The organism is Geminocystis sp. NIES-3709, from assembly GCF_001548115.1.
Lineage (GTDB): Bacteria > Cyanobacteriota > Cyanobacteriia > Cyanobacteriales > Cyanobacteriaceae > Geminocystis.
The window spans coordinates 349,244-374,820 of record NZ_AP014821.1 but is presented as its reverse complement, the minus strand read 5'-3'; the positions used below and the strand labels follow the sequence as shown (position 1 = coordinate 374,820).

The 25,577-nt window shown below is 33.3% G+C and carries 23 protein-coding genes, 1 tRNA gene and 1 riboswitch; of the genes, 12 read left to right on the top strand and 12 right to left on the bottom strand.

What is annotated here, in order from left to right; genetic code table 11:
* The first annotated feature begins 129 nt into the window (after positions 1 to 129).
* The 8 genes from GM3709_RS01535 to GM3709_RS01500 all read left to right on the top strand — a co-directional run bounded on the left by GM3709_RS01535 (position 130) and on the right by GM3709_RS01500 (position 9,516).
* On the top strand, positions 130 to 930 hold the full coding sequence (locus tag GM3709_RS01535; RefSeq protein ID WP_066115620.1) for an A24 family peptidase: 801 nt from the start codon (positions 130 to 132) through the stop codon (positions 928 to 930).
* Positions 931 to 1,248: 318 nt separating this feature from the next.
* Positions 1,249 to 2,019 (top strand): twin-arginine translocase subunit TatC, encoded by a 771-nt coding sequence (tatC, locus tag GM3709_RS01530; protein WP_066115617.1) that lies wholly within the window; start codon positions 1,249 to 1,251, stop codon positions 2,017 to 2,019.
* 401 nt (positions 2,020 to 2,420) lie between these two features.
* Entirely contained in the window at positions 2,421 to 3,668 is a 1,248-nt protein-coding gene (gene hisS, locus GM3709_RS01525; protein ID WP_066115614.1) for a histidine--tRNA ligase, read from the top strand.
* 341 nt (positions 3,669 to 4,009) lie between these two features.
* A riboswitch (cyclic di-AMP (ydaO/yuaA leader) is annotated at positions 4,010 to 4,163 on the top strand.
* A 441-nt stretch (positions 4,164 to 4,604) separates the two neighbouring features.
* On the top strand, positions 4,605 to 5,411 hold the full coding sequence (gene ntrB, locus GM3709_RS01520) for a nitrate ABC transporter permease (RefSeq protein ID WP_066115612.1): 807 nt from the start codon (positions 4,605 to 4,607) through the stop codon (positions 5,409 to 5,411).
* Between the two features lie 4 nt (positions 5,412 to 5,415).
* Positions 5,416 to 6,810: a CmpA/NrtA family ABC transporter substrate-binding protein gene (locus GM3709_RS01515; RefSeq protein WP_066115610.1), complete on the top strand. Its 1,395-nt coding sequence runs from the start codon at positions 5,416 to 5,418 to the stop codon at positions 6,808 to 6,810.
* A gap of 97 nt (positions 6,811 to 6,907) precedes the next feature.
* Positions 6,908 to 7,729: an ABC transporter ATP-binding protein gene (locus GM3709_RS01510; RefSeq protein ID WP_066115608.1), complete on the top strand. Its 822-nt coding sequence runs from the start codon at positions 6,908 to 6,910 to the stop codon at positions 7,727 to 7,729.
* A gap of 61 nt (positions 7,730 to 7,790) precedes the next feature.
* Positions 7,791 to 8,390, top strand: coding sequence for a DedA family protein (locus GM3709_RS01505; RefSeq protein ID WP_066115606.1), 600 nt, complete (start codon positions 7,791 to 7,793; stop codon positions 8,388 to 8,390).
* Positions 8,391 to 8,442: 52 nt separating this feature from the next.
* Positions 8,443 to 9,516, top strand: coding sequence for a universal stress protein (locus tag GM3709_RS01500; RefSeq protein WP_066115605.1), 1,074 nt, complete (start codon positions 8,443 to 8,445; stop codon positions 9,514 to 9,516).
* A 479-nt stretch (positions 9,517 to 9,995) separates the two neighbouring features.
* Here the strand turns inward: GM3709_RS01500 and GM3709_RS01495 are convergent, their stop codons facing one another.
* The 10 genes from GM3709_RS01495 to GM3709_RS01450 form a co-directional block, all read right to left on the bottom strand.
* On the bottom strand, positions 9,996 to 10,415 hold the full coding sequence (locus GM3709_RS01495) for a TerB family tellurite resistance protein (RefSeq protein WP_066115603.1): 420 nt from the start codon (positions 10,413 to 10,415) through the stop codon (positions 9,996 to 9,998).
* 3 nt (positions 10,416 to 10,418) lie between these two features.
* A complete protein-coding gene (locus tag GM3709_RS01490; protein ID WP_066115599.1) occupies positions 10,419 to 11,759 on the bottom strand; it encodes a 16S rRNA (cytosine(967)-C(5))-methyltransferase in 1,341 nt (446 codons plus the stop codon).
* Between the two features lie 88 nt (positions 11,760 to 11,847).
* Positions 11,848 to 12,408: a Uma2 family endonuclease gene (locus GM3709_RS01485; protein WP_315863041.1), complete on the bottom strand. Its 561-nt coding sequence runs from the start codon at positions 12,406 to 12,408 to the stop codon at positions 11,848 to 11,850.
* 30 nt (positions 12,409 to 12,438) lie between these two features.
* On the bottom strand, positions 12,439 to 13,125 hold the full coding sequence (locus tag GM3709_RS01480; protein WP_066115595.1) for a DUF4079 domain-containing protein: 687 nt from the start codon (positions 13,123 to 13,125) through the stop codon (positions 12,439 to 12,441).
* 59 nt (positions 13,126 to 13,184) lie between these two features.
* Positions 13,185 to 14,183: a CHAD domain-containing protein gene (locus GM3709_RS01475; RefSeq protein WP_066115593.1), complete on the bottom strand. Its 999-nt coding sequence runs from the start codon at positions 14,181 to 14,183 to the stop codon at positions 13,185 to 13,187.
* A gap of 158 nt (positions 14,184 to 14,341) precedes the next feature.
* Positions 14,342 to 15,352 (bottom strand): phosphoribulokinase, encoded by a 1,011-nt coding sequence (locus GM3709_RS01470; RefSeq protein ID WP_066115591.1) that lies wholly within the window; start codon positions 15,350 to 15,352, stop codon positions 14,342 to 14,344.
* A 337-nt stretch (positions 15,353 to 15,689) separates the two neighbouring features.
* Positions 15,690 to 15,776: transfer RNA gene (locus GM3709_RS01465), tRNA-Ser, on the bottom strand.
* 421 nt (positions 15,777 to 16,197) lie between these two features.
* Positions 16,198 to 16,785 (bottom strand): 3-isopropylmalate dehydratase small subunit, encoded by a 588-nt coding sequence (gene leuD, locus GM3709_RS01460; RefSeq protein ID WP_066115589.1) that lies wholly within the window; start codon positions 16,783 to 16,785, stop codon positions 16,198 to 16,200.
* Between the two features lie 44 nt (positions 16,786 to 16,829).
* On the bottom strand, positions 16,830 to 17,702 hold the full coding sequence (locus GM3709_RS01455) for a Tab2/Atab2 family RNA-binding protein (protein WP_066115587.1): 873 nt from the start codon (positions 17,700 to 17,702) through the stop codon (positions 16,830 to 16,832).
* A 448-nt stretch (positions 17,703 to 18,150) separates the two neighbouring features.
* On the bottom strand, positions 18,151 to 18,924 hold the full coding sequence (locus GM3709_RS01450; RefSeq protein WP_066115585.1) for a PIN domain-containing protein: 774 nt from the start codon (positions 18,922 to 18,924) through the stop codon (positions 18,151 to 18,153).
* Between the two features lie 91 nt (positions 18,925 to 19,015).
* Between GM3709_RS01450 and hisB the strand changes: the two genes are divergently transcribed.
* Both hisB and GM3709_RS01440 read left to right on the top strand, forming a co-directional pair.
* Entirely contained in the window at positions 19,016 to 19,657 is a 642-nt protein-coding gene (gene hisB, locus GM3709_RS01445) for an imidazoleglycerol-phosphate dehydratase HisB (protein WP_066115583.1), read from the top strand.
* A gap of 129 nt (positions 19,658 to 19,786) precedes the next feature.
* Entirely contained in the window at positions 19,787 to 20,845 is a 1,059-nt protein-coding gene (locus tag GM3709_RS01440; RefSeq protein WP_066115581.1) for a phosphotransacetylase family protein, read from the top strand.
* A 112-nt stretch (positions 20,846 to 20,957) separates the two neighbouring features.
* Here the strand turns inward: GM3709_RS01440 and GM3709_RS01435 are convergent, their stop codons facing one another.
* Positions 20,958 to 21,404, bottom strand: coding sequence for a hypothetical protein (locus tag GM3709_RS01435; RefSeq protein WP_396229700.1), 447 nt, complete (start codon positions 21,402 to 21,404; stop codon positions 20,958 to 20,960).
* 2 nt (positions 21,405 to 21,406) lie between these two features.
* Positions 21,407 to 21,538, bottom strand: a complete 132-nt coding sequence (locus GM3709_RS21610; protein ID WP_255359678.1) for a hypothetical protein — start codon at positions 21,536 to 21,538, stop codon at positions 21,407 to 21,409.
* Positions 21,539 to 21,875: 337 nt separating this feature from the next.
* Between GM3709_RS21610 and folD the strand changes: the two genes are divergently transcribed.
* Both folD and GM3709_RS01425 read left to right on the top strand, forming a co-directional pair.
* On the top strand, positions 21,876 to 22,763 hold the full coding sequence (gene folD, locus GM3709_RS01430) for a bifunctional methylenetetrahydrofolate dehydrogenase/methenyltetrahydrofolate cyclohydrolase FolD (RefSeq protein WP_066115577.1): 888 nt from the start codon (positions 21,876 to 21,878) through the stop codon (positions 22,761 to 22,763).
* Between the two features lie 249 nt (positions 22,764 to 23,012).
* The gene (locus GM3709_RS01425; protein ID WP_066115575.1) at positions 23,013 to 25,535 is read left to right on the top strand and encodes a glycogen/starch/alpha-glucan phosphorylase; all 2,523 of its coding nucleotides are present in this window, start codon (positions 23,013 to 23,015) and stop codon (positions 25,533 to 25,535) included.
* Positions 25,536 to 25,577 lie beyond the last annotated feature (42 nt).

Below are 25,577 nucleotides of genomic sequence, written 5' to 3'. Positions count from 1 at the left end.
AAAAAGTGTTTTGATGAAGGTAGGAGAGAGGAGATTTCAAGGTTACATCCTAACATCAAAGGATGACCTTGATTAATATAATTTAAAAGTTTGTCATTCTATAATTCTTAAATTTTGCATTTTTATTCTATGGCTAACTTTTTTATCTATTTAATAATTTTTATTTGGGGTGCTTCGATCGGCAGTTTTTTGAATGTGGTAATATATCGGCTACCGGCAAAAATATCTTTAATTAATCCACCCTCCCGATGTCCAAAATGTTTACATCCTCTTGGTATCACCGAAAATATCCCTGTTTTTGGTTGGTTATGGTTGGCAGGTAAATGTCGTTGGTGTCATACTTCTATTTCTCCTCGTTATCCTCTTATTGAAGCTATTACAGGCTTTCTTTTTGTTTTGATATTCCATCAATTTGGGTTTACATGGTTAACTCTTGGTTATAGTATTCTCCTCAGTTGGTTAATTGCTTTGGCGATGATTGATTTTGATACCATGACATTACCTAACTCTCTGACTCAGTCTGGATTAATTATTGGTTTGGGGTGGCAAACATGGTTAGGTTTTACCATAGGTGGAATTAACAGCGCTTTGCAATATCTTTTTATTAGTATCTTTAGTACCGTAATTGGTATTTGGTTATTTGATATTATTCGTGTTCTTGGTACGATTATTTTTGGTAAACCAGCTATGGGGGGAGGCGATCCCAAATTGACCGCTATGATAGGATCATGGTTAGGATGGCAAGGAGTATTATTAACAGGGTTTCTTGCTTGTCTTTTAGGTACGATTTTTGGAGTTTGTGCGATCGTGTTTAAATTACTTAAAAAAGGTCAACCTATGCCTTTTGGCCCCTTCTTAGTATTAGGAGCAATTTCAACTATGTTTTGGGGTGATCGAATCCTATCTACCTATTTAGAATATATGTTATAGGATTTATGAGAAGAAATAATGAGTTGGAAAAAACAATTACAAGGCTACTAAATGAAAATAAATTAGAGATAAATTGGAGTAAAAAATTTAAGAATAAGGAAAATTTGATTAATGCAAGTTAAATGACTCTTAGCTTAAAGACATTTTTTAATATTGATAAAATGATAATCATTATTATTCATGGGGAACAAAAGTTGATCATGTTTTGGGTTGTCTCATCTATAAATTTCTCATAATTGTTAAAGAAATTATTAAAATCCTAACCCTTAAATTTGATAGAATAAAACTTGTGGTATGTCAATTATTAATTTATTCAAAATGACAACTCAGGAATTAGAAAAAAAATCTCAAGATAAAAACGAAGACTACTGGAATGAAATACCAAATCAGACGGAGGCGGAAATGCCTTTTTTTGATCATCTTGAAGAATTACGACAACGAATTTTCGTCAGTATAATTGCGATGGGAATTGGTGCGATTTCCTGTTTTTTCTTTGTCAAAAAGATTGTAGCATGGTTAGAAATTCCTGCTGGAGATGTCAAGTTTTTACAATTAGCACCGGGAGAATTTTTCTTTGTTTCTATTCAAGTAGCTGGTTATACAGGTATTTTAATTTCCGCTCCCGTCATTTTATATCAAATCGTTCAGTTTGTTACTCCCGGATTAACTCGTAAAGAAAGGAAAACCATAGCTCCTATTGTATTCGGTTCTAGTATTCTCTTTTTCTCTGGTTTAGCCTTTGCTTATTATTTACTTATCCCCGCCGCCCTCAATTTTTTCGTGAATTATGGTGGTGATGTAGTTGAACAGTTATGGTCGATCGATAAGTACTTCAAATTTATATTATTGTTAATGTTTTCCACTGGTTTAGCTTTTCAAATCCCTATAATTCAATTACTTTTAGGCACATTAAACATCGTTTCTTCTCAACAAATGTTATCTGCTTGGCGTATCGTTGTATTGGGAGGGGTGATTTTAGGTGCAGTACTAACACCTTCAACAGACCCACTTACTCAGTCTTTGCTTGGAGGGGCAGTTTTAGCCTTATATTTTAGTGGTATCGGTATTGTTAAATTAACTGGTAAATAGGACAATATAAGTGCCTCGGTTACTTCTCGTCGTGATAAATTATTCCGAAAAAAAGGTGTTAAGTGTTACGTTAAATTAAAACTGTTAATTTATAACAATTGCTTTTTTTTATACTTCAAACTAGATAGATTAAGATTTCTATCAATTATTTTCTAGTAATCTATCATAACTACTGTAGAAAAGCCATGGGAGTTTTATGGCAAAATAGTACAATAAATACATAATACATAAAAATACTATTAATTAAAATTTAAAAAAAAAACGCCATGTTATTCTAAAATTAATATATAATCAAAATATACTTAAAAAATAGTTTATAATCAATATTAAACAATAATTAGCTATTTTATCTTAAATTTATATACTTTATATATACTTTACTTCTAAAATAAATAAATTTTATGAGCATTATTCAAGCTATTAGGGGAACAAAAGATATTCTTCCTGAAGAAATTATTTACTGGCAATTTTTGGAAAAAACCGCTTCAGAAATTTTTGCTAAAGCTAGTTATCAGGAAATTAGGACACCAATTTTTGAACAAACTCCTCTATTTGAAAGGGGTATCGGAGAAGCGACTGATGTAGTCGGAAAAGAAATGTACACTTTTATTGACAAAGGAGATCGAAGTATTACATTACGTCCTGAAGGTACTGCAGGAGTAGCACGATCGTACATTCAAAATAAATTGTTTGCTTCTGGAGGAGTCGATCGACTATGGTATTGTGGGGCAATGTTTCGTTATGAACGTCCCCAAGCTGGAAGACAACGACAGTTTCATCAAATAGGATTAGAATTATTGGGTAGTAATACTCCTCGTGCTGATGTGGAAGTAATTGCGATCGCTACTGATATATTAAAAGCCTTGGGATTAAAAAACCTCACTTTGCAACTTAATTCTGTAGGCAGTAAAGAGGATAGACAAAATTATCGACAAGCTTTAGTGGACTATTTCACCCCCTACAAAGATGATTTAGATGTTGATTCACAGGATAGACTCAGTCGCAATCCCTTGCGTATTTTGGACAGCAAAGATCAAAAAACTCAAGAAATCGCCGCAAATGCTCCTAGTATCCTCGATTATCTGGAAAATGATTCAAAAAACCATTTTGATAAAGTATCAACTCTTTTGAGCCTTTTAGGTATCTCTTATGAATTAAATCCTCGATTGGTAAGGGGTTTAGATTATTATACTCACACTGCATTTGAAATAATATCTAGTGATTTAGGGGCTCAGGCTACGGTATGCGGTGGTGGAAGATATGACGGTTTAATATCCCAGTTGGGCGGTACACCAACTCCTGCAGTGGGTTGGGCAATGGGTATGGAGAGATTAATCTTATTACTAGAGCAATTACAACCCTTAAAAGCATCTACCCCTGATATATATTTTATCTCTCGTGGAGAAAAAGCGGAAAATCAAGCTCTTGTCATTGCTCAACAATTGCGTCAAGATGGTTTTAAGGTAGAATTAGACCTTACTGGGAGTAACTTCGCTAAACAGTTCAAACGAGCCGATCGAAGTGGTGCTAAAATCTGTTTAGTGTTGGGGGATAGTGAAGTAGAAGAAGAAACAATTCAAATTAAAAACTTAGGAACTTCAGAACAAAAAACCGTATCCCAAGAAAATTTGATTTTAAATTTATCATAAAATCACCCTCTCTACTTTTATTTTTGCTCCCAAATTTGAATTAAATTTACACTACAGCATATCTTTAATTCTTTCCCATTGATTATCTTTTAAAGCATAATGAGGCATCTTCTTACCACACTGTGTTTCTGTCTAAAAATTATTCAGATGTATATTCTCTCTTGATTTTAAGTTCTAATTTATGAGACACCCTAAACTTCAAAGCAAACTTCATAAATTTATTATTAAATCTTTGTACCTTCCTCACGCCTTTGCGTCTTTGCGATATAAATTATAAATTAATCTAATTTTGTTTTCACCATCACACAAAAAACTTAATGAATAGGATAGAATCTATTTTTAGAGTGAGTCGGCCTAATTCCAAAATGTCAATTAACTTGATCAAATGGAAACGGGGGAACCAATTTAGGGGCTTATCGTTACTTTAACAGTAAAGAAGGACATCTCTCAGTCCTAGCCCGTCAGCTAACCTCGTAGGCATTGAGAGGAGACTAAAGAATGAGCATTTTTCGTGTCTCAATTTCATTTAGGTATTCCGACTTTGACAAATCTCTACATTTGATTACCTTTACTGAATTTTGAGGTGTAACTAATTATATGAATTGTTCTTAACAAAAATTTTTTGAACTATTTTCTGCATCGTAACTTAAGGATAAAAACTTGATATTTTATTGTCCAAAAACTGAGACAATTTACTTATCAAAAAAAGTATTTTCTTAACTTGTCTTTTGTCTAAATAGTTTTATAGCAATTAATAAAAAGCGACTTTTAAACACTGAAAAAACGCTTTGGATATTCCTATTTCATGTATTTACTAACTTCTTCGCTAAATTTTACTTTCTCAATCTTCTTAATTTGAGAGGGTAAGAAGATCATAATTTTGAGAGAAAAAAGTTAGCTATATTGAGCAAAAATCAATCACAATTTCTAATTTTTATGAAAGCAAAGAAAAATAACTTTCTCAATTTTGTCACAAATTCTAATTTCTTATTACCGATCGTTGGTTTTGTTGGTGTTATTGCTCTTTGGTGGGTGATCGCCTTATTCCGTGGGGAAATGATGCCAACTCCTCCAGAAGCATTAGCAAAAAATCTCGATTTTATTTTAAATCCTTTTTACCGTCGAGGACCTGGTGATTTGGGTTTAGGATGGTTACTATTAGCTAGTTTACGCCGTGTTTTGATCGGTTTTTTCTTAGGTGCGATCGTGGCTATTCCTGTGGGATTTTTAATTGGAATGAATCACAGTGCATGGCAAATTATCAATCCGATTATTCAAGTATTTAAACCCGTTTCTCCTCTTGTATGGCTACCCATTGCCTTAGCTATTTTCAATTCTGCTGAACCTTCTGCTATTTTTGTAATTTTTATAACTTCATTATGGTCAACTATTATGAATACCGCCGAAGGAGTGATGAATATTCCCAAAGAATACTTAGAAGTTGCCGATGTTTTAGAGATGCCTCGTTGGAAACAATTATTTAAAGTGGTACTTCCTGCGAGTCTGCCTTATATTTTTACGGGTTTAAGGATTAGTTTAGGTATCGCTTGGTTAGTAATTGTGGCGGTAGAAATGCTCACAGGGGGTGTTGGTATTGGCTTTTTCGTTTGGGATGAGTGGAATCGTCTCAATGTTAGTTCTGTATTTTTAGCGGTATTTGTCATTGGTTTGACAGGGTTAATTCTCGATTATGCCTTAGCCCAACTACAAGTTATGATCACCCATCGCCCGGCAAGAGGTTAAAAAGATGAGTAAATATCAAAATCGAAGATTCTTTTTACAAGGAATGGGAGCAACAGCAGGGACGATCGCATTTTACGGTTGTACTCATCAACAGGGCAAACAACCTAATAAGATCCCCGAAAGTGCTTTAGCCGTAGAGCAGATTATCAAACCTGAAACTTTAGAAAAACCGAATTTAACCGTTGGTTTTGTACCCGTTAACGACTGTGCACCTTTTGCGATCGCATGGGAAAAAGGATTTTTTCGTAAATATGGCTTAAACGTCACCTTGAGTCGAGAAGCAAGTTGGGCAAATTCCAGAGATGGGATTATTTTTGGCAGATTAGACGCTTCCCCCGTAGTTTCTGGTGCTGTCACCAATGCTAGATTAGGGGCTGAAGGAGCGAGAAAATTTCCCCTCTGTGCGGCGATGACAATTCACCGTCATGGTAACGCTCTTACTATGAATCGTAAACTATGGGAAGGGGGAGTAAGACCTTGGAATACTTATAATGGCAATTTAGATGCCTTTGGGCAAAATTTACGGAATTATTGGCAAAAAGCCCCTCTTCATGAGCGAGTTTGGGCAGTGGTGCTAAGTTCCGCTATTTATGAGTATTTTGTACGTTATCTTGTGGCTTCCGTCGGTTTAAATCCTCTTGATGAATTACGAATAATAATTACTCCACCACCGCAAATGGTTAGTAACATGAGAATAGGTGCAATGCAAGCCTATATGGTAGCCGAACCTTGGAATACCAGAGCAATTAGTGGTAATGAGGGTATTGGTTTTACCTTTGCCCAAGGTAGAGAAATATGGCGAGGACATCCCGATCGACTTTTAGCAGTACAAGAATCCTTCATTAAGGAAAATCCTAAAACTTATCGCTCACTGGTTAAAGCAATGATTGAAGCCTGTCAATATTGCAGTAAACAAGAAAACAGAGAAGAAGTTGCTAAGATAATCTCACAACGATCGTTTACAGGTGCTAAAACTAAATATACTGAACCCGGTATTGTGGGTAACTTCAACTACGGCGGATTTGATGATCAACCTCGCATCAAAAAAAGTTTAGAAACAACTCTATTTTTTGATATACCTCCAGAAGTTTCCACCGTTGAAAATGATCATTCAACCTTCCTTTGGCAATCGGACGGTTTTTGGTTAATGACTCAAGCCGCACGATGGGGGCAAATTCCCGAATTTCCGAAAAATGCGGAAGAAATTGTTAGTCAAGGATGGCAAACCAAATTATACCGAGATATAGCAGAAGAAATGGGGATTAAATGTCCGAAGGAAGATCATAAAGTAGTGTCAGGAGACGCTTTTATTGACGGTAAATCCTTTGATTCTAGTGATCCCATTGGCTATATTAAGAGCTTTGACATTCGTGCCAATAGTCCTCAAATTTTTGGTTAGACTTAAAATTAAAATCCCTTTGTACCTTTCTTTGTGCCTTTGCGCCTTTGCGAAAAAAGTTACCCCCATAATCAAACATAAATAATTAGGAGTAAATATGGTATTCCCAACAGAAAATCAAATCAAATCCTCCACAATCAACTCAGAGGATTTTTTAGTAGTTGAAAACGTAGTTAAAGCCTTCAAAAAAACTGATGGCAGTGATTATGTAGTCTTAAATGGGATTAATCTTACGATAGGACAACAAGAGTATGTCTCTGTAATTGGACACTCAGGTTGCGGTAAATCAACTTTAGTCAGAATTGTCGCTGGTTTAGAAAAACCCACCTCTGGAATGATAACTTTAGAAGGTAAAAGGATTCGTAAACCAGGTGCCGATCGCATGATGGTGTTTCAAGGCTATGCTTTGCTTCCTTGGCTAACAGTCAGAGAGAATATTCGATTAGCGGTAGATGAAGTATTTAAAACAGCTAATAAAGCGGAAAAAATCAGTATCGTGAATGAACATATTGAAATGGTTAATTTAACACCCGCCGCCGATAAATATCCCCATGAACTTTCAGGGGGGATGAAACAAAGAGTAGGAGTTGCCCGTGCTTTAGCCACACGCCCTAAATTACTATTACTAGATGAACCTTTTGGTGCGTTGGATGCTTTAACTCGTCCTAAATTGCAACAACAGGTAATAGATATTTGGGAAAATCATCGCCAAGCAGTAATGATGATTACTCACGATGTTGATGAGGCTATTTTTATGTCCGATAAAGTTGTGATGATGAGTAATGCTCCTAATGCTACGATCGGTAAAATTCTTGATATTCCTTTACCTCGCCCAAGATATGCTCATGAGTTACGAGAAACACCAGAATATTATGAGTTACGCAATCAGGCTTTAGATTTTCTCGAAAAATATCAGTAAAATTTACGCTAATTGACGGTAAAATTTCTGATCAATTAACTTAAAAAAGTACCGTAAAAAAATGACTGAATGGATCACAAGTACAATGAATTCTCTGGGATATGTAGGAATTGCTTTGTTAATGTTTTTAGAAAATTTATTTCCCCCTATTCCTTCAGAATTAATTATGCCGTTAGCAGGTTTTACAGTATCTCAGGGAAAAATGGAGTTAATTCCAGCGATCGCTGCTGGAGTAATTGGAACAATTTTGGGAGCATTTCCTTGGTATTATTTGGGAATAATTGTCGATGAAATAAAACTGGAAAAATTAGCTGATCAATATGGTAAATGGATTTTTGTATCTGGGGGTGATATTAACAAAGCCAATAAATGGTTTAATAAATACGGTAATGTAGCTGTTCTTTTAGGTAGATTAGTACCCGGAATACGAACTCTAATTTCTCTACCAGCCGGAATAAATGCCATGAAAATGAGTTCTTTTGTAATTTACTCTACCATAGGAACATTACTTTGGGTTTCATTGTTAACGGGGGCTGGTTATGTTTTAGGAAATAATTATGTATTAGTTGAAGAATATATTGCACCTTTTTCTAAAATTGGTTTATTGAGTATTGGATTTTTATTTGTAATTTGGGTTATTAGAAAACAACTAAAAAAATAAGTTTTATTATTAAATCTGGCTTCGGTGAAAAGTTCTCAACAATTATATTAGTATGAGCGAAAGACGTGGACGACATAAAATTTTTATTGGTATGGCTCCCGGAGTCGGTAAAACCTATAGAATGTTACAAGAAGCAAAAAACCTCAAAAAAGAAGGTATTGATGTTGTTATCGGCTTATTAGAAACCCATAATCGTCAAGAAACGATCGTACAAGCTGAAGGTTTAGAGGTTATCCATCGTCAATCTATTAATCAAGGAAATTTAACTTTGACGGAAATGGATACAAAAGCGATTATCCAACGTTTTCCTCAATTAGTTTTGATTGATGAATTAGCTCATACTAATATACCCGGTTCTTTAAATCAAAAACGCTATCAAGATGTTGAAGAAATTTTGATAGCAGGGATTAATGTTTATTCCACTCTCAATATTCAACATTTAGAAAGTTTGAATGATTTGGTTGCAAAAATTACGGGTGTAATTGTCAGAGAACGCATTCCAGATCGTCTCTTAGAAGAAGCTGATGAAATAGTCGTTATTGATGTGACGGCGGAAACTTTAGAACAAAGATTATTAGATGGCAAAATTTACGCCCCAGAGAAAATTCAGCAGTCTTTACAAAATTTCTTTCAACGTAAAAATCTAATCGCTTTAAGAGAGTTAGCTTTAAGAGAAGTCGCTAATACGGTGGAAGAAGCGGAAGAATCTTTATCCTCTAAACAATGTTATCTTATTCAGGAAAGAGTTTTAGTCTGTATCTCCACTTATCCTAATTCTTTACGTCTATTACGTCGAGGTGCTAGATTAGCAAATTACATGAGTGTTCCTTTATATGTTCTTTTTGTGGAAAATCCAGATCATTTTTTGACTAAAACAGAAACTCTCCATATTGAAACTTGTCAACAACTTTGTCGGGAATTTAGTGGTAATTTTTTACGAGTTAAAAGTTATAATGTTCCTACTACGATCGCCGAAATTGCGGAACAAGAAAAAATTACTCAAATCGTCATTGGTGAAAGTCAACAATCTCGTTGGAAACAATTTTTTAAAGGTTCTTTTACTCAAAAATTGATGAAATTAATTTGGAAAAAACAAATCGATTTACATATTATTGCGACAGAATAACAATGATAAACGTGGTAATAAAATGCAAAATTAATAATGATTTTTTGTCATTACAAAACTTAAATTTTTTACAATTTTTCTTGTTATAGGGAGTTTAAATATTATTTTTCTTATTGTTAATTGTTAATTGTCGATTATTAATTCGATTTTGCTGAATAAGTCCAGTCCCAAGTTCTTTAAATCTACGGCTATGAAATAGTAAAATAACAAGAAAATGTTAGATTTTGACAATTTTTATAGCATTTCTCATAATTACAACGTACAAATTCCAAATTTAAGTCGTGCAATTTTAAGGATTTAGTGATCTAGAAATTTACCTCATTAGTTTAGGATTTGCTATATTCAAAAATTAAAACATTTTTTGATAGTTTAAAGCACAAAGTTTTACTTATTTTAAAAACAACATAAGTTTAAAATGTTTAATTTAAACACTCAATACTTCATATTTTATCTTTACCAAAAGACTTTTTCAACAAATTTTAATTATCTGCGATCGCTTTTTTATATAATTGTTTAACAGAGCCTAAAACTTGATCTAAAATTGATTTTTTACTTTGAGTTTGAGGATCTAAATTTTGTAAACGATTTAAAAGTTTTGCTTCTTGAGTATGTACATCTCCATCGCTATAAACTAAAGCACTTATACTTCCTAACAAATCTTCATAATCTCTCATGGTTGGGTTATCGCCTAAATATTCTTCTAGCCATTGATAACATTGAGATGGATTAACCGGCTTAATTTCTGATAGCAAAGATTTAATGTCTGCATCCTCATGGAGGTTATTTTCTGTTACCATTTTTTGCAAATATTTTCTTTCTTGAGATTGAATAACACCATCAATCCATGCTGTACCGACTAAAATTTTAATCAATAATTTTGTCTGATTTTCCTTTGTCATAAATTAGTCTCCTTTAATTAATTTTGCCATAAAAAATCCGTCCATATCATCCACTGGAGGAAATATTTTGACTATTCCCCTTGATGTTATCGAAAAATTTGATTCTGAATCATTATTTTTATCGACTAATTGCCATAAAGGATTATTTTCTACAAATCTGGCGATAATATCTTCATTTTCTTCTTTATTCAAAGTACAAGTTGAATAAACTAAGATACCACCATTTTTCACCCATTTTGAGCAATTTTCAATAATTTTAAGTTGTAATTCTGTTAGTGATTTAATTTCCTCTGGTTTTTTACGCCAACGAATATCTGGATTTTTGTGTAATACTCCTAGTCCTGAACATGGTACATCAACTAAAACTCTATCGGCTTTATTTTCCCATTCTGTTAACTCGCTACTATCTCCTTCTCCCAGTTGAATCGATTTTAATTTCAGTCTCTCAACATTTTCTGTGACTTTTTTTAACCTAGAGAGATTTCGATCGCACCCTATAATTATACCAGTATCTTGCATTAGCTCAGCGATATGAGTCGTTTTCCCTCCAGGAGCGGCACAAGCATCTATAATAGTTTCATTCGGCTGAGGATTAAGAAAATGACTAACCATTTGCGCACTTGCATCTTGGATGGTAAATAAACCTTCTTTAAAACAGTCTAATTGGCTGATATTTCCTGCAGAATTAGTTAACCTTAAACCTTGAGAAATATTAGGTAAAAAAGTCGTTTCAATACCATTATTTAGCAGAATTTCTTGTAATTTTTCTCTCGTAGTTTTTATGGAATTGACTCTTAAATCGATATTGGGAGAGTGATTATACCACTCCAATAATTTTTTGGTTTGTTTAACGTTAAATTCTTGAACAAAATGAGAAACTAGCCAATCGGGAAAACTATATTTAACTCCTAAACGGGGAATAAAATCTGATGGTAAAATTAAGGGATCTTCTTTTAAAGATAATCTAAGATACGATCGAAGAATACCATTAACTACCCCTGAAAGTTTACTTAAGCCATTATTTTTAGCTAAATCTACACTGGTGTTAACTGCGGCAGACTCTGGAATTTTATCAAGATAACGTAACTGATATAACCCTAATTGGATAATTATACGCAGATTTAATGGTTGTTGAGATGCCTTTTTTGTGGCTAATTGATTGATTAGACTGTCAAGGGTACGTTTGCGTCTAACAATACCATACACTAATTCTGAGACTAAATGTCGATCGAAAGAAGAAAGAGAAGTAGAGGAGAAAACCCTCTCTAAAGCAATATCCGTATAAGCCTTTTGTTGATAGATATTTTGTAAAGCCTGAAAAGCCAATTGACGGGGATTATTCATTCATTAGGAGTAAATCATAACACTAATAATTATCGGTTATTTTTTCATAATTAGCAATTAAAAATTAGTAAATTATTGTTTATTTATTTTAATATTTTAACCAACTAAATATATCTTCGATAGTTAAGGTTAACTCTGATAAAAATTCTGGTGCTAGTAATTTATCATTAAAGTTATCAAAATATTCTGTAGGTTTATCAGAATAATAAACTAAAACTGATTTATCTTCAGTATCTATTAACCACCCCATTTGGCAACCATGCTTAAGACAAAATAAAATATTTTTAGTCACTTTCATAGAATTTTGATCAGGAGATAAAATTTCTATTATCCAATCAGGTGCGATCGTAATTTTATCAATTAATTCTCCTTCACTATCCAATGGAATATTATCCCATTTTAAAATAGATAAATCAGGGACAATCGATCGATTATTAAAAGTACATCTCAACTCTGGAAAAGCAGAAGCAATCTTATTTTTACTAGCTATATTTTCGATAAACATACCTAACTTTAATTGAATACGACTATGCTTGGATTGTGGCATTGGTTTTTCAATTATTTCCCCATCAATATATTGTTTAATTGGTTTAGTTTCTGGTAAGTGTAAAAATTCTGTTAAGGTTAATTTTTGATCGATAATTTGCATAATAAAAATTAGGTTAATGTCAATATTATTTTATAAAATTATAAAAGGCAAAATTAATGCAGGAGGAGGAGTCCATAACCCAATTTCAAATAAATCTCTTGCCCCCGTTATTGCTTGTCCTATAAATAATAATAAAGCTAAACAGTTTAAAATAATGTGAACATTACGCCATTTATGAGACTTATCTCGATAAATATCATCAATAATAGCTACAGAAAATATCATCAATAAACAAACTATTACTCCATAATAATAATGTGACCAAAACCACTCATTACTCCGACGAAAAATGCCATCTTGACAACCTAAAATTATTACTCCCATACCGCTTAAACTAGCAAAAATTCCTCGCCATAATTTAACCCTTGCACGAAATAATAAAACGAAAGAAGCTATGGTAAAAATAAACATTAAAACAATAAAAATAAATTGAAAAAAGTTAGTTTGCCAGAGTTGTTCTTTCAAAATATTTTTAGTGATAATAGGTTGTGAGAATCCAATTAAAGTAACGGTAATAACCGCAGTAGATAACCATTTTCCTATTTTTACATGATTAATCCCCACAGAAGGAGGAATTTTGGTTTTATCTCCAGCTTTTACTTCTAATCTTCTTTGACGAGTTTCCCATGCAAAATAAGATACAATACCGACTAAGGGAAAAACTCCAACAATCGCAAAAAAAGGATGAATTAACAGGGTAAATTGTTCGATCGACATAATAATAATTGATATTAAATTTTATGTTTTTTTAGTTAGATTTTTAATGAGAGCTTTCTTTAGCCCTTAATTATATTATTTGATGATATATTATTAATAATATGTCTTAAATTATGACAAAAATCTCCTGAGAAAAATTTAATTTGTAAATCTTGCCATTCTTGCCACTTCAATAATTTATCTTGGACAATTAAATCATGTAAATTATTTAGTTTTTTCTGCCATTTATTACCCATGACTTCTGTTAAATGGTTGTGTAAACAAAGATGATCTTGAATTTCTCCTAGAACTTCCTGCACTTTGACTATAAACTCTAAATATGTTTGATATTCTTCGGGATAAAAATCAGTAAATAATTCTAATTGATAACGAGTTTTTTTTGCTTCTTTTCTTAGTTTATGTAAATTAAATCCCTGTTGATTAATTAACAGATAAATGTCTTTATCTAACAAGTTTTGTTTGATGATAATATCTCCTCGATCGAGTATTTCAGTTCCAATTAACCATCCTGACTGTAAAAAGAAAGTACTTATTTGAGGCAATAATAAATCTGGCAATATCTGTTCTATTTTTCGAGAAGCGATCGAGTTATATTGAGGATTTTCTAACCAAGAAAATAAATCTTCTTTAAGATGTTGATATTTTTTATTTTTTAAAATATCTGTTATATTTTTGTCAAATTTTTTCGAGGTAGGTTTATCTATTTTTTGAATAATTTTTTTAATTATTTTACTTTCTTGATCTAATGATTCATGATTAAATTTACATTCTAAATTAATTTTGAGAATATCTAAATCCCTCTGTTTTCCTAAAATTCGAGCTATATTTCCTATTTTTTGCTCATTTACTGTCGAAGGAATAATTAGGGCAGTATCAAAAACACTTAAAACACTTCTTAATCTCCTCATCCCTACTCGGATTTGATGTAAATTTTCAGGATCATCTTCCGTGAGGATTTTTTGTTCATATTTACTAATCTTGTTGATTTGTTTTGCGATCGCATTAAAGGCAAAATCAGCCGTAGTAATTGGATTATCTTTGAGGGTAAAATTAACCATAAATAAACCCCAATTATTTAATCATGATGCCTTAATTATAAATCCTTGCATAAATAAAGACAGTGACTAATTACAAAAATTAACCACAGTCTTAGAGAATATAGAATGAAACACTTTTACTTTTCGGAAATTAATTACTAATTTCTCATTTATAATTATTAAACAGTCGCAACTTCTTTTTCTTCAGATTTTGCCGCAATGCCCGTTAATTGCTCGTAAGTTTCACGCATTTTTAAACCAACTAATACTTGGAATAAACCAGTACCATTATTAGAACCGGGATAATCTTTATGTTTTAGTAATAACTCTGTCATTTCACCATAGTATTTTGTACTTGTACGGCTTAAATGACTTTCAACATAAATAATTTCTTCGAGGTTATCAAATTGGCCATCAATTTCAAGGATTGAAACTTCGTTACCCATGTAGTTATCAGGTCCATAATACATTTTAAGACCGGGGAAAGCACAGGTAAGTTTACGTCCACAAGGGCGCCAATCAATGGTTGAACCTTCATCAAAGAGATAAGTAGGTTCAAAATGGGGGATACCTTCTTTTTCAATAAGACGAACTCTTAAAATTTTACCTTCTTTTTCGTCTTTGATTAACTGAGTTGGTAACACTTGAAGAACAATATCAGCATACTGTTTTTGAGGTTCAATATAAGCAGTAAAATCAGGTTTTCTGGCCATGATCGAAGCCACAACGTCATCATAACTATGACCTCTTTCAGCCATATCACGCTGAATTTTCCAATTAATTTTAACTTCTTCGCTGATGTCGAGGTAAACGCTAAAATCAACTAATTCTCTGACTCTCGCATCATAGAGAGGGTGTAAACCTTCAATAACAATTACTTTATTTGGTTCGATTCTTTCAGGAGGATCAAGTTCTCCAGTTTCGTGATTATAAATAGGTTTATCAATAGCTTGACCATTTTTTAAAGCCTTAACTTGTTCTGCCATTAAATCAAAATTGTTAGCACGAGGATCTAATGCGGTAACACCTGCTTCTTTTCTGCCTTTTCGATCGAGACAATGATAGTCATCGAGACAGATAACAGTCATAAATTCTTTACCGAATAAATCTTCTAAGCGACGTAAAAAAGTTGACTTGCCACAACCAGAGTCTCCAGCAACTCCAATAATTACTACTCTATCTTGAGTCATATTTTCCTCTATAGTTGAAACTAAATTTTACTTATACCAGTAATTTTTCTATTGTTTGTTATCTTATCAGTCAAATGCACACTAATCTATACTTAATTATGTTATTTACTCAACTTGCAAAGACTTAACGGAACTATGTGTTCATTTTATCTAAAGAGTTGTTTATCTATGGCTTATTTTTATTTTTGATAGCTGGTTATATTATTTATCCCTTACGGCAGTCTTTATTTCTTTAAACCACACTTTGCATTTTCCTTTGCGACTTTGCGAGAGATAGAAAATGTGGTTTATTCATTGGACAAGTGTTGTAAGTCTCTAAGATTGAATTTGAAAATAACGGAGAGAGAGGGATTTGAACCCTCGAAGGTTTTGACACCTTAACAATTTTCGAGACTGCCGCATTCAACCACTCTGCCATCTCTCCTTGTACAGATCTCACATTATAACAGGAGGTTTACGTTTATTCAAATGTTTTTCTCTTATAGCAACAAACGATATGCTTAGGATATTGATAAATTCTGAAATCCTTACATATTACTGAGATCTTGAACTCATAGTGAAAAATATCTCGGCTTTCAGGTTGCAGGTTAAGAAAAAACAATTAACTTTAAGCTATTTTGCAAAAAAAATTCTTAATTGTTACCTCAACCTTCAAAATAGTCAAAAATCATTAAACCTGACACCGACTACCTGCCACCTGCTACCTTTTATTTAGTTTTTATGTATTGGTGCAAGATGTGAGTATTATATATTTCCCTTCTGCCCTTTGCCTCTTGCCTTTTGCTATACTTAGACATTCCTATTTTGTGATTGGAAAATTGATGTATGTGACTAACAAAATATACTTACCAAGTTAAATAAGGTAATTTAGTGGCTGTTGCCTTAATTTGATCTATATTTTTTGTTAATAAACCACAAGTGTCCCATTTTCCTGTTGTTAGCATACTTCTTGCACCTGAATCCATTTTGACACTACTACTATAATGTCCACATTGAATTTTCAAAGTTTCTAAGTCTAATGTCATAGAAATATCCGGATTCCCATGTAATAAGTTTTGAATACTTTTAATATTCCCTGATGAAGTAGTAACGCAAGGAATACCCATAGTTAAGCAATTTCCGAAAAATATTTCGGCGAAACTCTCTCCCACAATGGCTTCTATTCCCCAACGAGCGATCGCTTGGGGGGCGTGCTCCCTACTTGAACCACAACCAAAATTCGCATTGACTACTAATATTTTAGCTTTTTGATATTGGGGTAAGTCAAAGGGATGTTCACCTTTTAAGGCTATTCGATCGTCTGCAAACACTTGTTCTCCTAAGCCATCAAAAGTGACACAACGAAGAAAACGGGCTGGAATAATACGATCGGTATCAATATCATTACCAATTAAAGGGATACCAGTACCTTTGATAATAGTTCTTTGACTCATAAATTAATAATAAATATATAGTGAATAAGAGAAAAGTTTGTTAATTACTGATTATCTAAAAGTAACCAAAAACCTGCAAAAGATTCAGATTCAGGAGAAGATTGTACCCCTAAAAAGTGAACACCACTAGCTTGTTTTTTGGCTTTTTCAAAACCTTCTCCTTCTGCTAGAGTGGCTTTATCAGTGAGATTAGCAAGAATCCAACTATCACTCACTCCTGTTTCTAAGCATATTTTAGGAAAATTGCCTTTATCTAGTCTTAAATAACCTAATTCTAACCCTGACATCCATCCTGCTAATGGTAACGCCCGTTGAGAAAAGATTATTAATCCGGGTATGAGAGTGTGGGGTTGAATATTTATCATCGATAAAGGAAAAGCCTCCGCGAAACCAATATCCCATTCTTTCATTTCGGCAAAATCTTCTGCTGAAAGACTAACTAATGCCCATTTATCTTTTTTATCACCTTTTACCGCATCGGGAAGATTGATAGGATTATTTTGAGGATATTGTACAGAAGTTGATTGGGCAGATTTTTCGTCGTAACCTGATTGTTGAGGATAAAAGTCTTGATTTCTTTCTTCTAACCATTTATTTAAAGCGTAAGTATGACGGGAGGAAAAAACAGGTACTCCAGCTAATTCACAACCTTTGATAATCATGTTATTCATCTGACGGCGAAAAAAGCGGATTTTACTGGGAGTTTCACCAGATTTTTCTATGGCTGTATCGATCGCCTTTTGAAGAGTGATAGAATTAACCTCATTATTGGAGCAGAATTGAGAATAACGAAATAAAGAGTTTACATCAGTATCGATCGAAATAGGACTTTCACAAATAAGAATTTCCCATAGTTTTTTGTTATTATCATCTAAAATTGGTCGTGAATAAAAATCTAATTCCCAAATTTTGCCCATTGTACAATTTATTTTCTCGAAAAAGGGTACAGTCTAATTTTTACTATCGCTATCTTACCATTAAAAAGCAATTAAGCTCACACCCATCTCAGTAGAATAGTGAAGGTTGGCAAAAGGCTATAGGTAAGAGTTCCATTAATTTTTATCAATAAAAAGCTATGCAAATTTTATGTTTTAGCTTATCTTGAAAAAAAGCTTATAGATAAAGTTTTCTCAAAAAAACTTATTATTACTCATGAGTTATATTCTTTTTATAAGTTGATCGATGATAATTTCAAATCATTTATATAGTTGATTAATTTTTCTTAAGTTACGAAAACATACATTAAAGCAATACTATTTGTAATATCAATGCCTTGATTTAGAATAATTAAAGTACGTCATGAAAATATTGATCTATGCTATCAACGAACGAGCGATAATTTGAGAGTTTTAATATATATAAAGTTTAGTTATTTAAGGTGGGTAAACCTGTTTTTTCCCAAAATTTTTGAAAAGATTTGGGTTGAATAAAATACCAAACAACCATCATTGTAATAATTAATCCCCCTGTGGCTAATAATCCTGAGATAGTAAAAGAGAGAGTATTATTTTTATTTTTGGTTTTAACTTTTGTTTTTGATGAATAATTCTCAGGATTCTTAGAAACTCCTTTACCGTTATTATTAATATTTTTCACTAGCGAAGAATTAGCAGGAGAAGTATAAGAAACATTACCATTACTTAAACTGGCAATTTTTTGACTCACATTAATCGGTTTTTGTTGGGTTCGTAACCATTGAATAAATTGAGGTAAAGTAAGGCTAATTAGGTTATCTTGTCCTAAATTGTCCACTTCTTCTCGTAAACTTTGTTGATTTGCGACTAATATTACTAACTTATGAGGATTTTCTAAGCTAAGATAATATATAGACTCTGCGATCGCTAATTGTAAACGAGCATTTTTACTCATATCCTCCCCTTCCATCCCCGTCAAAGAATCATGATGAGTCATTCCCTGAGTAACTTGCCAACCACTATCAGGAAAAAAACGGAGAAATTCCCTTGCAGTTTTCTCATCAGTTTCAGAAACTGCCCTTTTTGTCAAAAATTCCAATTCTTCTAACACTAATTGGGGGATGTAACAGATACCTAACCCAGAAAATTGACTCCAATCACGAGTCGCTCCCGCTAAAATTGCTCTAAGTTCAAAAACGATTATGATAGATATATGTTGGGGCATAGTTAAAATTTTTCACTCTCTTATGAGTGACTTTAATTATACTCAATAACTCTTATTGTTTTGGTTATATCAATTAAAATTAAATTAAATAATGTCCATTATTACTAATACTTTACCTACTAATTTAGAATCGATCGCTCATCAAAGTCGTGTTGCCTCTATCAGTCGTACAACGAAAGAAACAGATATTCAAGTACAAGTTAACCTTGATGGAGAGGGAAAATGTAATGTTAACACAGGTATTCCTTTTCTTGACCATATGTTACATCAAATTTGTTCTCATGGCTTACTAGACTTAGATATTCAAGCCAAAGGCGATATTGAAATTGATGACCATCACACAAATGAAGATGTTGCAATTACATTAGGACAAGCCATCGCCCAAGCGGTAGGAAATCGTAAAGGAATTAATCGTTTTGGGCATTTTGTTGCTCCTTTAGATGAAGCATTAATTCAAGTAGCCCTTGATTTTTCAGGACGACCACATTTAAGCTATGGTTTAGATATACCTACCCAAAGAGTTGGCAATTATGACACCCAGTTAGTCAGAGAATTTTTTGTTGCCTTAGTAAATCATAGCCAAATTACTTTACATATTCGTCAACTGGATGGCATTAACTCTCATCATATCATTGAAGCTACTTTTAAAGCCTTTGCTAGAGCGATGCGGATGGCTTTGGAAATCGATATTCGCCGTATCCACGAAATACCAAGCTCTAAAGGTGTTTTATAAAATTGACAATAGACTCTGAATAATTGACAATTAAATTAATGGTTATTTTTTATAAATTATATATCATTAAGTATATTTTATTTTGCTACTTTATTCCTACTCAACACCGAAACCAACTTATTAATTATTATGCCTAGTAAATATTTATTAATCGCTTCCAGTGAACCCTATACAGGTAAATCCGCTACTATTTTAGGTATTGCTCATCAACTGCAAAATAAAGGAATTAAATTAGGTTATGCTAAACCTATTGGTACTTGTTTTAATCCTTTGGATACTGTGAGAGACGAACAAGATTTACAATTTATTAGTCAAATTTTAAATTTACCTGAATCTCAAATAAAATCTCCGTTATTATTATTAGATGAAAAAACTATTGTTGAATATATTGATACCAAAATAAATTATCAAGAACAATTAGTAGAATATTGTACGTCGATCGATGCTGATTTAGTTCTTTTAGAAGGTGCTGGAAATTTAATTCAAGGAAATTTATTTCATCTTAGCGCCCCAGAAATTAGTGAAAAAATAGACGCTTCTGTATTATTAGTCGTTAAGTATGAACCATTGTTGATTATCGATCAAATTTTATCAGCAAAACAAGTTTTAGGAGATCGACTTATTGGTATTTTAATTAATAGTATTCCCCATCAACAATTAGACATTCTCGAAAATACTATTAAACCCTTTTTCAAATCTCAAAATATCGAAGTTTTAGGAATGTTACCCACCGACAGACTATTACAAAGTGTCAGTGTCAGAGAATTAGTATCTCAATTAAAAGCAAAAGTACTATGCCGTAACGATCGTTTAGACTTAATGGTAGAAAGTCTTACGGTTGGTGCGATGAATGTAAACTCTGCCCTTGAATATTTCCGTCAACGACAAAATATGGCTGTAATTACAGGAAGCGATCGAACAGATTTACAACTAGCCGCCTTAGAAAGCTCTACAAACTGCTTAATTTTAACAGGACATACTCCCCCTCAACAATTAATTTTAGCAAGGGCAGAAGACCTCGAAATTCCTATTTTAACCGTAGATTTTGATACCCTTACCACTGTAGAAATCGTGGATCGAGCTTTTGGTACAGTAAGATTACATGAAACTATTAAAGTCGAATGTGTGCAAAACCTAATTGAAGAACATTTTAATATAGATTTATTACTACAAAAACTTAATAATTAGAAGTTACAGAAAAAGTATTAATAGTTAATAGTAATTTAGTCCCTTTAGCAGACAGTAGGTATTGATTCCGTGTAATTCATTACATGGTGGGTTATTGATTAACTTCTAACACCTAATTTTTACAGTGTTTATCGAGTAAAGAAAGGACTAAATTATAACTATCAGGGTGAGTTTGTATTGCATAAGCCTCTGCTTCTAAATGTCGTCTTAAACCATGATTATAATGAGTGAAAAAAGGGCGACTAATATTAGGAGGAGAAAAAGGTAAATTTAAAGCTCGAATTTCACCGTTCCCCCCACATAATTGGGCGGCATGGGTAGCTTCGTGAATTAGAGTAGGCAAAGCAATACCTAAATCAAATACTAAAGGTTCAATCCATATAGTACGAGTTTTTATTTCTAATAATCCATAGGCACTTCTTACGGGGGGAGACTCGATTTTAACAGTAAAATTATAAGTTTCTAAACGTTTTTTAAGTTCAATAAATTCAGGAGATAATTGACTATTTGAGATCAAAAAAGTAGAAAATAGAGAAGCAAGTAATATCATTATATGAATATTTATTTTTCACTGGATATTTGTTGTAAATAAAACTCGTTAAATTCTTCTCCTTCAATGACAATTTCTTTATATTTTAATATCCCTTCCACAGAAATTTGATCGCCTACTTTTGGTACAATACCATCACTCACAACCCAAATAGAACCTGTTTGATCCTTTATTTCAAAACCCTTTCGATCGAGTAAAGGTATAATTTTTTGTACAACACCCTCTACTGTAACGGTTTCCGTTGTATTATCTTGATTTTGAATATCACCAATTTCAGTAACTTCAGTGGAAGCTAACCCTAAGTTAATTAAAGAGGTACAACCAGTAATTCCCCAAAAAAAAAAGATAGTGATAATAAACTGAGAGATTTAAGTGCTAAATTCATAAAAATTCATTAAAATAAACGATAAATTCTCACTACTTGCTTTTATAATCCTTTGAAGTATGTGTTAAATTATATTTTTAATAATTAATAGTAACATGGTCGCTCAGATTTTAGACGGTAAAAGTTTAGCTAAAAAAGTACAATCTCGTTTGCAAGTTGCCATTCAAGAGAAAATTGCTGAAAAAAAACGTCCTCCCGGATTAGCGGTGTTGATGGTAGGTGATAATCCTGCTAGTGCAGTTTATGTAAACAATAAAGAAAAATCTTGTCAAAAAATTGGCATGAAATCCTTTGGTAAACATTTTCCCACAAACACAACTCAAGAGGAATTAACCGCCGTCATCGAAGAATTAAATCAAGATCCCAATGTGGATGGAATTTTAGTACAATTACCCTTACCTGATCATTTCGACTCTGTCGCATTATTACACACGATCGCACCAGAAAAAGATGCTGATGGACTTCATCCTAATAACTTAGGCAAATTAGTTAGAGGAGAAAAAGGCTTAAGAAGTTGTACTCCTGCCGGTGTGATGGAAATTTTGAAAGAATATAATATTGAATTGGCTGGAAAAAAAGCCGTTGTGGTTGGTAGAAGTATTTTAGTTGGCAAACCCCTAGCTTTAATGTTACTAGAAGAAAATGCAACTGTCACGATCGCTCATTCTAAAACCCATAACTTGGAGGAAGTAACTAAAGAAGCGGATATATTAATTGCGGCGGTAGGTAAAACAGAAATGATTACTGCCTCTATGGTAAAACCTAACGCAATTGTTATTGATGTCGGTATTAATCGTATTGATACTCCTGATGGAAAAGGGCGTTTAGTGGGAGATGTTGACTATAATAAAGTCAGAGAAATTGCTAGTTATATTACTCCTGTACCCGGAGGTGTGGGCCCGATGACGGTAGCAATGCTATTACAAAATACTTACGAAAGTTATAAAAATCAATTGATAATTGATAACCCACGAGGCATCTAAGTTGACTGGTGAAAGTAGGCAAAAAGCAACAAACAGGCAACAGTTAAGAGTTTCATAGTTTTTTAATGACTAGAAAAAATGTAAGTTTAATACGTCTTACCTTAATGGATAATTGATAAGGTTGAATTGTCAACTGTCGAAAAATATTTATTTCTTAAGTTAACCTGTGCAATAGTTTAGTCAAAAAAATGACTCGATCGACAAAAAATCGTATAACCTGAAATAATATAGAGAGTATGGAAAATAAATATGACCCAAGAAACCACCTCAGAATTATATTGTACCCCTACTATTAAGGTAGAAGACGATAGAACTGGTATGAGTCCAGAAACCTTGAAAAGAGCATTTTTAGATAATCTTTTTTACATTCAAGGTATCGATCGTACTCAAGCATCAAATTATGATTATTATGTAGCCTTAGCTTATACTATTAGAGATCGGTTATTACATCGTTTTTTAAAAACTACTGATACTTACAAAAAAAATCCCCAAACAAAATTAGTTTGTTATCTCTCCGCTGAATTTTTGATGGGTAGATATTTAGGTAATAACTTAGTTAATCTTGATATTTATGAAGAAGTTGAAAAAGTTATCGCTGAGTTGGGCTTAGATTTAAACGAATTAATTGAGCAAGAACCAGATCCGGGATTGGGAAATGGCGGTTTAGGGCGATTAGCGGCGTGTTTCCTCGATTCTCTAGCAAGTTTAGAGATTCCTGCCATTGGTTACGGTATTCGCTATGAATTTGGTATTTTTTTCCAACTTTTACGAGATGGTTGGCAAGGAGAAATGCCAGATAATTGGTTAAGATTTGGCAACCCTTGGGAATTACCACGCCCCGATGAAACTGTACCGGTAAAGCTGGGAGGCTACACTCAAGGTTATTATGATAGTAAAGGACATTATCGTGTTTCTTGGATACCCGATCGAACCGTTCTAGCTATTCCTCATGATACCCCAGTACCGGGTTATAAAACCAACACCGTTAATCCTCTTCGTCTTTGGAAAGCAGAAGCTAGTGAGGAGTTTAACTTTGAAGCCTTTAATGCGGGAAATTACGATCGAGCAGTAGAAGAAAAAATCAACTCTGAGACTATCTCTAAAGTACTTTATCCTAACGATAACACCCCAGCCGGAAAAGAATTAAGACTCGCTCAACAATTTTTCTTCGTTTCTGCATCTTTACAAGACTTAATCCGTATTCACCTACGGAATAATAAAAACCTCGATAACTTCCATGAAAGAGTAGCAATTCAACTTAACGATACTCACCCCGCCATTGCCGTCGCAGAATTGATGCGCTTGTTTGTGGATGAACATGGTTTAGATTGGGATCGATCATGGTATATTACCCAAAAAACTCTTTCTTATACTAACCATACCCTATTACCAGAAGCCCTAGAAACATGGGATGTTAGCTTATTTGAAAAACTCCTTCCTCGTCACCTTGAAATCATCTACGAAATTAACCATCACTTCCTCGAAGATGTACGCACATGGTATCCGGGTAATGAAGAATTACTTTCTCAGATGTCCATTATTGGTGAGAATAACGGTAAACGAGTTCGTATGGCAAACTTAGCCTGTATTGGTAGTCATGCCATTAATGGGGTTGCGGCTTTACATACTCAACTATTAAAACAAGAGACTTTAAATGCTTTTGCCTTCCTTTGGCCTGAAAAATTTTACAATAAAACCAATGGTGTCACCCCTCGCCGTTGGATGGTATTAAGTAATCCTAAATTATCTCAACTCATCACCTCGAAAATTGGGGAAGGTTGGGTAAAAGATTTAAGCCAAATTCAGCAAATTGAGAAATATATAGATGATCCAGATTTTTGTCGTCAATGGCGTGACATCAAACAAGCAAATAAACAGAGATTAGCTGATTATATCTTTAAACAACGAGCGATCGAAGTTGATGTTAACTCTATTTTTGATGTATTAGTCAAACGGATTCATGAATATAAACGCCAACACTTAGATGTTTTAAACATTATTACCCTTTATAATCGCATCAAACGCAATCCAGATCTCAATATTGCACCTCAAACCTTTATTTTTGGCGGAAAGGCAGCCCCCGGTTACTTCATGGCAAAATTGATCATCAAATTAATTAATAGTGTTGCAGATGTAGTTAATAAAGACCCAGACATCAGAGGACGCTTAAAAGTGGTATTTTTGCCTAACTTTAACGTTTCTTTAGGACAAAAAATCTATCCTGCCGCCGATGTTTCTGAACAAATTTCCACCGCAGGAAAAGAGGCATCAGGTACAGGTAATATGAAATTTTCTATGAATGGTGCGTTAACTATTGGTACTTTAGACGGTGCAAACATCGAAATTAGGGAAGAAGCCGGGGCAGAAAATTTCTTCTTGTTTGGTTTAACGGCAGAAGAAGTTGCTCAAACTAAGGCTCATGGTTACAACCCCCGTCACTACTATGAAAATAATGCAGAGTTAAAAGAGGTAATCGATCGTATTGCGGATGGTTATTTCAGTCATGGAGATACCCAAATTTTTAAACCAATTGTAGATTCTCTCTTATACGATGATCAATATATGCTTTTGGCAGATTATCATTCTTATGTAGAGTGTCATAAACAAGTTGCCGTTGCTTATCAAGATCAAGAAAAATGGACAAAAATGTCTATTCTCAATAGCGCACGGATGGCTAAGTTTTCTAGCGATCGTACTATCACGGAATATTGTAACGAAATTTGGAACGTTAAGCCCGTAAAAATTGAGTTAGATACTTATAATTCCAATTAGGGATTACCTCACTGTCTTTTGATGAGATAGGTGTTAGGTATT

Coding starts and splice junctions, on each gene's coding strand:
- GM3709_RS01535 (WP_066115620.1), top strand. CDS start 130: ATGGCTAACTTTTTTATCTATTTAATAATTTTTATTTGGGGTGCTTCG.
- tatC (WP_066115617.1), top strand. CDS start 1,249: ATGACAACTCAGGAATTAGAAAAAAAATCTCAAGATAAAAACGAAGAC.
- hisS (WP_066115614.1), top strand. CDS start 2,421: ATGAGCATTATTCAAGCTATTAGGGGAACAAAAGATATTCTTCCTGAA.
- ntrB (WP_066115612.1), top strand. CDS start 4,605: ATGAAAGCAAAGAAAAATAACTTTCTCAATTTTGTCACAAATTCTAAT.
- GM3709_RS01515 (WP_066115610.1), top strand. CDS start 5,416: ATGAGTAAATATCAAAATCGAAGATTCTTTTTACAAGGAATGGGAGCA.
- GM3709_RS01510 (WP_066115608.1), top strand. CDS start 6,908: ATGGTATTCCCAACAGAAAATCAAATCAAATCCTCCACAATCAACTCA.
- GM3709_RS01505 (WP_066115606.1), top strand. CDS start 7,791: ATGACTGAATGGATCACAAGTACAATGAATTCTCTGGGATATGTAGGA.
- GM3709_RS01500 (WP_066115605.1), top strand. CDS start 8,443: ATGAGCGAAAGACGTGGACGACATAAAATTTTTATTGGTATGGCTCCC.
- GM3709_RS01495 (WP_066115603.1), bottom strand. CDS start 10,415: ATGACAAAGGAAAATCAGACAAAATTATTGATTAAAATTTTAGTCGGT.
- GM3709_RS01490 (WP_066115599.1), bottom strand. CDS start 11,759: ATGAATAATCCCCGTCAATTGGCTTTTCAGGCTTTACAAAATATCTAT.
- GM3709_RS01485 (WP_315863041.1), bottom strand. CDS start 12,408: ATGCAAATTATCGATCAAAAATTAACCTTAACAGAATTTTTACACTTA.
- GM3709_RS01480 (WP_066115595.1), bottom strand. CDS start 13,125: ATGTCGATCGAACAATTTACCCTGTTAATTCATCCTTTTTTTGCGATT.
- GM3709_RS01475 (WP_066115593.1), bottom strand. CDS start 14,183: ATGGTTAATTTTACCCTCAAAGATAATCCAATTACTACGGCTGATTTT.
- GM3709_RS01470 (WP_066115591.1), bottom strand. CDS start 15,352: ATGACTCAAGATAGAGTAGTAATTATTGGAGTTGCTGGAGACTCTGGT.
- leuD (WP_066115589.1), bottom strand. CDS start 16,785: ATGAGTCAAAGAACTATTATCAAAGGTACTGGTATCCCTTTAATTGGT.
- GM3709_RS01455 (WP_066115587.1), bottom strand. CDS start 17,702: ATGGGCAAAATTTGGGAATTAGATTTTTATTCACGACCAATTTTAGAT.
- GM3709_RS01450 (WP_066115585.1), bottom strand. CDS start 18,924: ATGCCCCAACATATATCTATCATAATCGTTTTTGAACTTAGAGCAATT.
- hisB (WP_066115583.1), top strand. CDS start 19,016: ATGTCCATTATTACTAATACTTTACCTACTAATTTAGAATCGATCGCT.
- GM3709_RS01440 (WP_066115581.1), top strand. CDS start 19,787: ATGCCTAGTAAATATTTATTAATCGCTTCCAGTGAACCCTATACAGGT.
- folD (WP_066115577.1), top strand. CDS start 21,876: ATGGTCGCTCAGATTTTAGACGGTAAAAGTTTAGCTAAAAAAGTACAA.
- GM3709_RS01425 (WP_066115575.1), top strand. CDS start 23,013: ATGACCCAAGAAACCACCTCAGAATTATATTGTACCCCTACTATTAAG.